This is a genomic window from Mycobacterium sp. IEC1808 (assembly GCF_002101935.1).
Classification (GTDB): domain Bacteria; phylum Actinomycetota; class Actinomycetes; order Mycobacteriales; family Mycobacteriaceae; genus Mycobacterium.
Genome location: NZ_LQPV01000055.1, coordinates 1 through 9,769, shown reverse-complemented (window position 1 = coordinate 9,769; position 9,769 = coordinate 1). Strand labels below are relative to the sequence as shown.

Below are 9,769 nucleotides of genomic sequence, written 5' to 3'. Positions count from 1 at the left end.
GGGCGGGGGAGCGGGTGGGTGTCCTGCGGGCGCACCGGGCTGGTCGGGTTGCAGACGGTCCCGCAGGAATTCGTCGCGCTCGTTCATGGGCTCCTCGAGTGCCGGACCGGTACCCGTCCAGTATCGGCCACCGGCCGCCGGCGGGCCTTCACCCGGTGTGCGCAAACTTTCGCCCGATCGACCTCCGCCCGGCTGCGATTCGGTCCGCCGACCGCTGAGCACGCGGGTGAGTAGGGCAGGCGCGGACCTCGCCGCACGTGGGCGCAATCACAGCAAACTTGGCCGAATTGGTGATCACCCCCGCCGGTCGGCTAGAATCGACGTCGGGGTCGGGACAGTCGAAGCCCAAAACTCCCATGTCGGCGCCGTCGTCGACCGCCCGCCGCGACGAATTTACGCCGCCGCCGGTTGCCGGTTAGACTTAACGAAGTTGGCATGTCAGGCGGGTATTGTCATATCGTTTTACGACTTGTCGAAACCAGCTTCAGGCCACCGTTCAGCGCTGCACGGACGAATCTCCAACAACGGATCATCCCGCCTGGGGCACAGCCTATCGGCAAGGCCGAAGGGGCCAACGGGTCCGAGACCCGCAACCCTCGCGGGTTGCGGCCCTACCGGAGCCGCTCGTAACGGCAGCGAAGAACGTTTGGTGAAGGGTCAGGTGCATATGACGCCCAAGCGCGTCGGGTTATACAACCCCGCGTTCGAGCACGATGCGTGCGGGGTAGCCATGGTCGTCGATATGCACGGCCGCCGCAGCCGCGACATCGTCGACAAGGCGATTACCGCGCTGCTCAACCTCGAACACCGGGGTGCCCAGGGTGCCGAGCCGCGCAGCGGTGACGGCGCCGGCATCCTGATTCAGGTTCCGGATGCGTTCCTGCGCGAGGTCGTGGAGTTCGAGTTGCCCCCCGCGGGCAGCTACGCCACCGGCATCGCGTTCCTGCCGCAGTCCTCCAAGGACGCCGCGGCCGCGTGCGCGGCGGTGGAGAAGATCGCCGAATCCGAGGGCTTGCAGGTGCTGGGCTGGCGGAACGTGCCTACCGACGACTCGTCGCTGGGAGCGCTGTCGCGCGACGCGATGCCGACCTTCCGGCAGGTGTTCATGACGGGCGACTCCGGCATGGCGCTGGAGCGGCGGGCCTACGTGGTGCGCAAGCGCGCCGAGCACGAACTGGGGACCAAGGGCCCGGGACAAGACGGCCCCGGGCGCGAAACCGTTTATTTCCCAAGCCTTTCCGGTCAAACATTCATCTACAAGGGCATGCTGACCACCCCGCAGCTCAAGGCGTTTTACCTTGACCTGCAAGATGATCGGCTGACGAGCGCGCTGGGCATCGTGCACTCCCGCTTCTCCACCAACACCTTCCCGTCCTGGCCGCTGGCACATCCGTTCCGTCGCATCGCGCACAACGGCGAGATCAACACCGTCACCGGCAACGAGAACTGGATGCGGGCCCGCGAGGCGCTGATCAAGACCGACCTCTTCGGGGACGACGTGGAGAAGTTGTTCCCGATCTGCACCCCGGGCGCGTCCGACACGGCGCGCTTCGACGAGGCACTCGAGCTGCTGCACCTGGGCGGCCGCACCCTGGCGCACGCGGTGCTGATGATGATTCCCGAAGCATGGGAACGCAACGAGTCGATGGACCCGGCGCGGCGGGCGTTCTATCAGTACCACGCTTCGCTGATGGAGCCGTGGGACGGCCCCGCGTCGATAACGTTCACCGACGGCACCATCATCGGAGCCGTGCTGGACCGAAATGGCTTGCGCCCCTCCCGGATCTGGGTCACCGACGACGGCCTGGTGGTGATGGCCTCCGAGGCCGGCGTGCTCGACCTGGACCCGGCCAGGGTGGTCCGCCGGATGCGGCTGCAGCCCGGCCGGATGTTCCTGGTGGACACCGCACAGGGTCGCATCGTCGCCGACGAGGAGATCAAGGCAGAACTGGCGGCCGAGCATCCCTACCAGGAGTGGCTCGACAACGGCTTGGTTCCGCTCGACGACCTGCCGCAGGGCGAGTACGCGCGGATGCCGCACGAGCGACTCGTCAAGCGCCAGTTGACCTTTGGCTACACCTACGAGGAACTCAACCTGTTGGTGACGCCGATGGTGCGCTCCGGCGCCGAGCCGATCGGTTCGATGGGCACCGACACCCCGGTCGCCGTGCTGTCCCAGCGTCCGCGGATGCTCTACGACTACTTCCAGCAGCTGTTCGCGCAGGTGACCAACCCGCCGCTGGACGCCATCCGCGAGGAGGTGGTGACCAGCCTGCAGGGCACCACCGGCGGCGAGCGCGACCTGCTCAACCCCGACGAGTTCTCCTGCCACCAGATCGTGCTGCAGCAGCCGATCCTGCGTAACCACGAGCTGGCCAAGCTGGTCAACCTCAACCCGGATGACAAGGTCAACGGCCGCCCACACGGCATGCGGTCCAAGGTGATTCCCTGCCTGTATCCCGTCGCCGAGGGCGGCGCCGGGCTGACCGCCGCGCTCGAGGAGGTGCGTGCGCAGGCATCCGCCGCGATCGCCGACGGCGCGCGGGTCATCATCCTGTCCGACCGTGGATCCGACGAGCAGCTGGCGCCGATCCCGTCGCTGCTCGCGGTGGCGGCGGTGCACCACCACCTGGTGCGCGACCGGACACGCACCCACGTCGGCCTGGTGGTGGAGACCGGCGACGCCCGCGAGGTGCACCACATGGCGGCGCTGGTCGGCTTCGGCGCGGCCGCGATCAACCCCTACCTGGTGTTCGAGTCGATCGAGGACATGCTCGACCGCGGGGTCATCGACGGCATCGACCGCGACAAGGCGCTGAACAACTACGTCAAGGCGGCCGGCAAGGGCGTGCTGAAAGTGATGTCCAAGATGGGCATTTCGACGCTGGCCTCCTACACCGGCGCGCAGCTGTTCCAGGCCGTCGGCATTTCCGAGGACGTGCTCGACGAGTACTTCACCGGGCTTTCCTGCCCGACCGGCGGGATCACCCTGGAGGACATCGCCGCCGACGTCGCCGCCCGCCACAAGCTGGCCTTCCTCGACCGGCCCGACGAGCGCGCCCACCGCGAGCTCGAGGTGGGTGGCGAGTACCAGTGGCGCCGGGAGGGTGAGTACCACCTCTTCAACCCGGAGACCGTGTTCAAGCTGCAGCACGCCACCCGCACCGGGCAGTACAAGATCTTCAAGGAGTACACCCGCCTGGTCGACGACCAGAGCGAGCGGCTGGCGTCGCTGCGCGGGCTGCTGAAGTTCCGCGGCGACGTGCGGCCCCCCGTTCCGCTGGAAGAGGTCGAGCCCGCCAGCGAGATCGTCAAGCGCTTCTCCACGGGGGCAATGAGTTACGGCTCGATCTCCGCCGAGGCGCACGAGACGTTGGCCATCGCGATGAACCGCCTCGGCGGCCGGTCCAACAGCGGCGAGGGCGGCGAGGACGTCAAGCGATTCGACCGCGACCCCAACGGCGACTGGCGTCGCAGCGCGATCAAGCAGGTCGCCTCCGCCCGCTTCGGCGTGACGTCGCACTACCTGACCAACTGCACCGACATCCAGATCAAGATGGCCCAAGGCGCGAAACCCGGTGAGGGCGGCCAGCTTCCGGGCCACAAGGTGTACCCGTGGGTGGCCGAGGTGCGGCACTCCACGCCCGGTGTCGGTTTGATCTCGCCGCCGCCGCACCACGACATCTACTCCATCGAGGACCTGGCGCAGCTGATCCACGACCTGAAGAACGCCAACCCGGCCGCGCGCGTGCACGTCAAGCTGGTCTCCGAAAACGGGGTGGGCACCGTCGCCGCCGGGGTGTCCAAGGCGCACGCCGACGTGGTGCTGATCTCGGGGCACGACGGCGGCACCGGCGCGACGCCGCTGACGTCGCAGAAGCACGCGGGCGCCCCGTGGGAGCTCGGGCTGGCCGAAACGCAGCAGACCTTGCTGCTCAACGGGTTACGTGACCGGATCGTGGTCCAGGTGGACGGGCAGCTGAAGACCGGGCGCGACGTGATGATCGGGGCGCTGCTCGGCGCCGAGGAATTCGGCTTCGCCACCGCCCCGCTGGTGGTGGCCGGCTGCATCATGATGCGGGTGTGTCACCTCGACACCTGCCCGGTCGGCGTCGCCACCCAGAACCCGGTGCTGCGCGAGCGGTTCACCGGCAAGCCCGAGTTCGTCGAGAACTTCTTCATGTTCATCGCCGAAGAGGTACGGGAGTACATGGCGCAGTTGGGCTTCCGCACCTTCAACGAGGCCGTCGGCCAGGTGGGGTCGCTGGACACCACACTGGCGCGGGCGCACTGGAAGGCCCACAAGCTGGACCTGGCGCCGGTACTGCACGAGCCCGAGTCGGCGTTCATGAACCAGGACCTGTACTGCAGCTCGCGGCAGGATCACGGCCTGGACAAGGCGCTCGACCAGCAGCTGATCGTGATGAGCCGCGAGGCGCTGGACTCCGGCAAGCCGGTCCGGTTCTCCACCACGATCAGCAACGTCAACCGCACGGTGGGCACCATGCTGGGCCACGAGCTGACGAAAGCCTATGGGGGCCAAGGCCTGCCGGACGGAACCATCGACATCACCTTCGACGGGTCGGCTGGCAACAGCTTCGGCGCGTTTGTGCCGAGGGGCATCACGCTGCGCGTGTACGGCGACGCCAACGACTACGTCGGCAAGGGGCTTTCGGGTGGCCGGATCGTCGTGCGGCCGTCGGACAATGCGCCGGCCGACTACGTCGCCGAGGACAACATCATCGGCGGCAACGTGATCCTGTTCGGCGCCACCAGCGGGGAGGCCTACCTGCGCGGCGTCGTCGGCGAACGGTTTGCGGTGCGCAACTCCGGCGCCCACGCCGTCGTCGAGGGCGTCGGCGACCACGGCTGCGAATACATGACCGGAGGCAAGGTCGTCATCCTTGGCCGCACCGGCCGCAACTTCGCGGCGGGCATGTCCGGCGGCGTGGCCTACGTATACGACCCGGAGGGCGAATTGCCGAACAACCTCAACGCCGAAATGGTCGAGCTCGAGGCGCTCGACGAGGACGACCTGGAGTACCTGCGGGGCACCATCCAGGCGCACGTCGATGCCACGGATTCCGCTGTCGGCCAGCGCATCCTCGCCGACTGGCCCGGCCAGCACCGGCACTTCGCCAAGGTGATGCCGCGCGACTACAAGCGCGTGTTGCAGGCGATCGCCGAGGCGGAGCGCGACGGCATCGACGTCGACAAGGCGATCATGGCGGCCGCGCATGGCTGACCCCACCGGCTTCCTGAAATACACACATCGGGAACTGCCGAAGCGCCGGCCTGTCCCGCTGCGACTGCGCGACTGGAACGAGGTCTACGAGGACTTCGACGACGAGACCCTGCGCCATCAGGCAACCCGTTGCATGGACTGCGGTATCCCGTTCTGCCACAACGGATGTCCGCTCGGCAACCTGATCCCCGAATGGAACGACCTGGTGCGCCGGGGCCGTTGGCGCGACGCGATCGAACGGCTGCACGCCACCAACAACTTCCCGGACTTCACCGGGCGGCTGTGCCCGGCCCCGTGCGAGCCGGCGTGCGTGTTGGGCATCAACCAGGATCCGGTGACGATCAAGCAGATCGAGCTGGAGATCATCGACCACGCCTTCGACGAAGGCTTTGTGGTGCCGCTGCCCCCGGACAAGCTGACCGGAAAGACCGTCGCCGTGGTGGGTTCCGGCCCCGCGGGCCTGGCCGCCGCCCAGCAATTGACCCGCGCCGGCCACAGCGTGACCGTGTTCGAGCGCGACGACCGCATCGGCGGCCTGCTGCGCTACGGCATCCCGGAATTCAAGATGGAAAAGCGCGTCCTGGACCGGCGGCTGGACCAGATGCGGGCCGAGGGCACCGAGTTCCGAGCCGGCGTCAACGTCGGCGTCGACATCACCGTCGAACAGCTGCGCGGCGACTTCGACGCGGTGGTGCTGGCCGGCGGGGCCACCGCCTGGCGCGACCTGCCCATCCCGGGCCGGGAGCTGGACGGCATCCACCAGGCGATGGAGTTCCTGCCCTGGGGCAACCGCGTCCAGGAGGGTGACGACGTCCTGGGTCCCGACGGCGAGCCGCCGATCACCGCCAAGGGCAAGAAGGTCGTCATCATCGGCGGCGGTGACACCGGGGCCGACTGCCTGGGCACCGTGCACCGGCAGGGTGCGATCGCGGTGCACCAATTCGAGATCATGCCGCGTCCGCCGGAGGCGCGCGCCGAGTCGACCCCGTGGCCGACCTATCCGCTGATGTATCGGGTGTCATCGGCGCACGAAGAGGGCGGCGAGCGGGTGTTCTCGGTCAACACCGAGGAGTTCGTGGGCAAGGACGGTCACGTGACCGGCCTCAAGGCCCACGAGGTGACCATGCAGGACGGCAAGTTCGTCAAGGTCGAGGGCTCCGACTTCGAGCTCGAGGCCGATCTGGTGTTGCTGGCGATGGGGTTCGTCGGCCCCGAGAAGGAGGGTCTGCTCACCGATCTCGGAGTGAAGCTGACCGAGCGCGGCAACGTCGCGCGCGGCGCCGACTTCGACACCTCGGTCCCCGGGGTCTTCGTTGCCGGTGACATGGGTCGCGGCCAGTCACTGATCGTTTGGGCGATTGCTGAGGGCCGCGCCGCGGCGGCGGGGGTCGACCGGTTCCTGATGGGTTCGACGGCGCTCCCGGCGCCGATCAAGCCCACCGCCGCCCCGCTGACGTAGTCACATCAGTCACACCAGAAACAGAAGAATTCAATTCGGCGTTTCTGCCCACGTTTGCCAGACGATTGTTGTCTAATGGTTCTCTGTGGGCCTCATCGGGTAGAAGTCACGGGGGGTGTCCCGCAGGAACGGACCGATCGCAGGAGTGGTCACTGTGCATGTCAACCCGTTGCCCCGATCGAGGATGGGGCGAATCGCCTGGTCATGGTTGCGTCACCCGGTAAAGAGCCGCGAGTTCCCCGCAAAGCATGAACGTCTGATCACCGCCGAAGAACTGTTGCTGTTCGGGGTGTAAGCACCAGGTTCACGCGCCGGCGGCGCACAAGTTAGTTTGCTCGGCGTGAGGCCAGCAGAGCGACCTCACTTATCGCTCACTTATCCAACAGTCCGGAACCGCGGATCGCCTCCGCCAATGGCTCCAGCACGGCGGGGTCGTGCGGCGGGGGAAGGTAGACGATGCCGAGGTCCAGCCCTTCGGCACCCAGCGCCGCCGCGTCCTCGATGACCTTTCCGTAGTTGAGGTCCGGCTCCAGGCGTAGGTGCGCCGACAGGGTGATCTCCTTCGGGTCGCGCCCGATGTCCGCGCACCGCGCGGCCAGCACGTCGCGCTTCTGCGCGAACAACTCGGGTGGACCGCCGACGAAGTTCCAGTGCTGGGCGTAGCGCGCGGTGATCGGCAGCGTGCGCTTTTCGCCGCTGCCGCCGATGCAGATCGGCGGGTGCGGGCGCTGCACGCCCTTGGGCTCGTTGCGGGCGCCCTTGAGTTGGTAGTACTTGCCGGCGAAGTCGGTCGTCTCTTCGCTCAGCAGACTGATCAGCACCTGGCAGGCTTCCTCGAACCGGTCGAAGCGTTCCCGGATGGAGCCCAACTCGATGCCGTAAGCGCCCGACTCCTCCTCGTTCCACCCTGCGCCGATGCCGAGCTCAAGGCGCCCGTTGGAGATGATGTCGAGCGCGGCCGCCATGTTCGCCAGCACGGCGGGGTGGCGGTAGTGGATGCCGGTGACGAGTGTGCCCAGCCGCAGTCGCTTGGTCGCCCGCGCCAGCGCGGTCAGCGTCGTCCACCCCTCGAGGCAGGGCCCGCTGCTGTCGGAGAAGATCGGATAGAAGTGGTCGAACGTCCAGCCGGACTCGAAGACCTCGATATCGTCGGCGGCTTGCCAGACGGCGAGCATGTCGGCCCAGGTGGTGTTTTGGGGTGAGGTTTTGAACGCGAATCGCATGCAACCGACGTTAGTCGATCTTTATGAAGCGCAACTAAACTCCTCGGGACGATGACCGGCGCGCTCGGATTCGACACCAGGATCACCCTGCTGGCCGCCGGGCTGATCTTCCTGCTGGCGCTGGTTCTCGGTGTCTGGAAGTACCGCCAGATCATGACCGCCGACGATCATCGCGCCCATCCGTACATCGACATCGCGCACCGGGCGGCGTTGCTCTATTCGTTCGCGACCCTGCTGCTGGCGGTGTTCGTCGAACTCAGCGCCTGGCCGGCGTGGGTCAACCTGACCGCGGCGGGCGTCGTCGTCTTCTTTTTCGTCGCCGCCATCCTCGGCTACATCACCCACGGGGCGCGGCGCGACACCGTCAACCAATTCGAAAACCCCGGCCGCGGCCTGGAAGTGACGATGGTGCTGCTCATCGCCGGCGAGATCGGCGGCTTCGGCGTGCTGCTCGCGGGGTTCGTCGTGGGCCAATTCTTCTGACCGGGCCGGGCACACTGGAGTCATGGACCCGGTAGTCGCCTTGCGGCAGATCGCCTATTACAAGGACCGGAGCCGGCAGGACCCCCGGCGCGTGATGGCCTATCGCAACGCCGCCGACATTATCGAGGGCCTCGACGACGCCGCGCGCGAGCGGCACGGCCAGGCCAACAGCTGGCAGACGCTGCCGGGCATCGGGCCCAAGACCGCGAAGGTGATCGATCAGGCCTGGTCCGGCCGCGAACCGGACCTCCTCGTCGAATTGCGCTCGGCGGTCGAGGATCTCGGCGGTGGCGACCTGCGCGCCGCGCTGCGCGGGGACCTGCACCTGCATTCGAACTGGTCAGACGGGTCGGCGCCGATCGAGGAGATGATGGCCACCGCGTCGGCGCTGGGCCACGAATACTGCGCCCTGACCGATCATTCGCCGCGGCTGACCATCGCGAACGGGTTGTCGCCCGAGCGGTTGCGCAAGCAGCTCGACGTCATCGACGGGTTGCGCGACCAATTCGCGCCGATGCGCATCCTCACCGGGATCGAGGTCGACATCCTCGAGGACGGCAGCCTGGACCAGGAACCCGAACTGCTCGAGCGCCTCGACGTCGTCGTCGCGAGCGTCCATTCGAAGTTGTCGATGGATGCGGCCGCGATGACGCGCCGCATGGTGCGCGCGGTTTCCAATCCGCACGCCGACGTGCTGGGCCACTGCACCGGGCGGCTGGTCTCCGGCAACCGCGGCATCCGTCCCGAGTCGAAGTTCGACGCGGAGGCGGTGTTCACCGCGTGCCGCGACCACGGGACCGCAGTCGAGATCAATTCCCGCCCCGAGCGCCGCGACCCGCCGACCCGGCTTCTCAAGCTGGCGCTGCAGATCGGCTGCGTGTTCAGCATCGACACCGACGCGCACGCGCCCGGTCAGCTGGACTTCCTGGGCTACGGCGCCCAGCGCGCGCTGGACGTGGGCGTGCCGACCGAACGCATCGTCAACACCTGGCCCGCCGAGCAGCTGCTGGAGTGGACGGCGTCAGTCGGGTAGTGGTCGCATGTCAGGCCTGACCGGTGCCGCCGTCGCTGCCGTTGGCACCCAAGCCGAGCCCGCCGAAGCCGCCAGCTCCTACCGCGCCCCCATTGCCTCCGTTGGTGCTGAACGCACCACCGTTTGCACCGATGCCGCCCGTCGCTCCACTGGCATCGTTACCGCCGTAGTGGTTCGTGGCGTTGACGACGGCGCCGCTGCCGCCGCCGCCGCCGGTGCCGGTGCTGCCGGTCCCCAGATTGCCTCCGGCCACCGCGGGGAAAGTTGTGTTGACCGCGAGGCTTCCTGCGCCCCCCGCCCCGCCGGAACCGCTAGCGGTAGCGGCG

The 9,769-nt window shown here is 67.7% G+C and carries 5 protein-coding genes and 2 pseudogenes; 5 read left to right on the top strand and 2 right to left on the bottom strand.

Features of this window, described 5'->3' with window-relative positions:
* The 3 genes and pseudogenes from AWB92_RS30255 to AWB92_RS23345 all read left to right on the top strand — a co-directional run.
* Positions 1–234: pseudogene (locus AWB92_RS30255) on the top strand (hypothetical protein); the annotation flags it as partial.
* 433 nt (positions 235–667) lie between these two features.
* The gene (gene gltB, locus AWB92_RS23350) at positions 668–5,245 is read left to right on the top strand and encodes a glutamate synthase large subunit (RefSeq protein WP_085189901.1); all 4,578 of its coding nucleotides are present in this window, start codon (positions 668–670) and stop codon (positions 5,243–5,245) included.
* On the top strand, positions 5,238–6,704 hold the full coding sequence (locus AWB92_RS23345) for a glutamate synthase subunit beta (RefSeq protein ID WP_068102136.1): 1,467 nt from the start codon (positions 5,238–5,240) through the stop codon (positions 6,702–6,704). The genes gltB and AWB92_RS23345 overlap by 8 nt, the downstream gene beginning before the upstream one ends.
* A gap of 371 nt (positions 6,705–7,075) precedes the next feature.
* Here AWB92_RS23345 and AWB92_RS23340 read toward each other — a convergent pair whose 3' ends face one another.
* The gene (locus tag AWB92_RS23340) at positions 7,076–7,927 is read right to left on the bottom strand and encodes an LLM class F420-dependent oxidoreductase (protein ID WP_085189899.1); all 852 of its coding nucleotides are present in this window, start codon (positions 7,925–7,927) and stop codon (positions 7,076–7,078) included.
* 51 nt (positions 7,928–7,978) lie between these two features.
* Between AWB92_RS23340 and AWB92_RS23335 the strand changes: the two genes are divergently transcribed.
* Both AWB92_RS23335 and AWB92_RS23330 read left to right on the top strand, forming a co-directional pair.
* Positions 7,979–8,410, top strand: coding sequence for a hypothetical protein (locus AWB92_RS23335; protein WP_085189897.1), 432 nt, complete (start codon positions 7,979–7,981; stop codon positions 8,408–8,410).
* Between the two features lie 22 nt (positions 8,411–8,432).
* Positions 8,433–9,443 carry a PHP domain-containing protein gene (locus AWB92_RS23330; protein ID WP_085189895.1) on the top strand — a complete coding sequence of 337 codons (1,011 nt, stop codon included), beginning with the start codon at positions 8,433–8,435 and terminating at the stop codon, positions 9,441–9,443.
* Positions 9,444–9,453: 10 nt separating this feature from the next.
* Here the strand turns inward: AWB92_RS23330 and AWB92_RS23325 are convergent.
* Positions 9,454–9,769, bottom strand: a pseudogene (locus AWB92_RS23325) (PE family protein); the annotation flags it as partial.